At 68.1% G+C, this 1,364-nt stretch carries 1 protein-coding gene; it reads right to left on the bottom strand.

Going from position 1 to position 1,364, the window contains the following annotated elements:
• Positions 1–15: 15 nt before the first annotated feature.
• Positions 16–1,364: ISAzo13-like element ISStsp1 family transposase (locus ACZ6S6_RS37635; RefSeq protein ID WP_469709527.1), on the bottom strand; the 1,349-nt coding region annotated here is incomplete at its 5' end.

Raw genomic sequence — 1,364 nt, 5'->3', positions numbered from 1 at the left:
AGGGCTTGCAGATCATTAACACGTCGTCTTGATCTTGTTGTCCTCGCTGGTCTGTGCCTGGACCCGGGCCTGAAGGGCGGCGAGGGCCGTGGGTGGGGTTGTCGCCGGTGGGATGGTGATGCCGTGTGCCTCGAGCAGTCGCCGGTTCTTCAAGAGGGTGCGGTGCATCGCGGTGCGGCTCGTGCCGAACAGCACGGCGAGGGGTTCCGCGGCCAGGGCGGCCCGTAGGTGGAGCACAGTGGCCAGGACCTGGTCGGGGAAGGCCAGCCGGGGCGGGCGGCCGCGCCGGATATCCCCGTCCGGGGCCAGGGTCTCGGTGAGGTCGTTCAGTTGCTGGAGGGTCATCCCGGTCAGTGCGGGATCAGAGAGCAAGGCCTGGTTCCACTCCGGATCCGGCGTCTGCGGGGCCCGGGCCGCCGGGATTGCAGGTGATGGCTGAGGGTGCAGTGCATAGTTCCAGGCGCCCTGGAACGCGTGCCGGGTCAGCGGCAGGGCGGCCATCTCCGCGTCTTTGATACGGACTCCGGTCGGGTAGGTGTTGGTGTCGAGTTCGGCCCTCACGCGCAGTCCGGTGCGGGTGGTGGTCGCGGCGATCGACTGCACGATGACTTCGTGGCTGGTCAGCGGGCGGCCGCGCCAGTTCATGGTGATGTGCGAGAACAGCCGGTGCTCGATCTTGTTCCACTTCGAAGTGCCCGGTGGTAGGTGGCACACGGTGATCGTCAGCCCGGTTTCAGCGGCGAGTTGAGCCAACTCGAGCTTCCATGCCCGGGTGCGGTAACCGTTGGATCCGCCGGCGTCGGCGGTGATCAGGAGCCGTGTCGCTCGCGGGTAGGCAGCCCGGCCCTGGCCGTGCCACCAGCGGCGGATCGATTCCACGGCGAACGCGGCGGTGTCGTGATCGGTGCCGACGTTGACCCAGCCGGTGTTCGCGGTCAGATCGTAGATCCCGTAGGGGACGGCCTTGTCCAGCTGCGGGTCGGCGAAGTCGTGGACGCTGACCGCGACGGGCTCGCCGGCGGGACGCCACTGGCGGCCGCTGTTCTTGAAGTCGCCGACGAGTTCTTTCTTCTTGGTGTCCACGCTGATGACCGGCTGGCCGGCGTCCCGGTGGTTGCGGGCTTGCTCGTTGAGGTAACGGAACTGGGTGTCCCGGTCCGGATGCTGGTTACCCTCGAGCGTCTTCGCGTTGGCCTGCAGGCTGAAGCCTTCCTCCCGCAGCAGGTCGCCCACGGTATCGGCGCTGATCCGGTGCCCGGCCCGGGCCAGCTCCGCCGCGATCGTACGGGTCGATTTCACAGTCCACCGCAGCGGCGACATCGGGTCGCCTCTCTCATCGGGCTCGACCAGCGCCAGCAGTGCCG

This window comes from Streptomyces sp. NPDC048671, from assembly GCF_055587045.1.
Note: the sequence above shows the minus strand (reverse complement) of the source record. Positions and strands in the feature narration are given on the sequence as shown.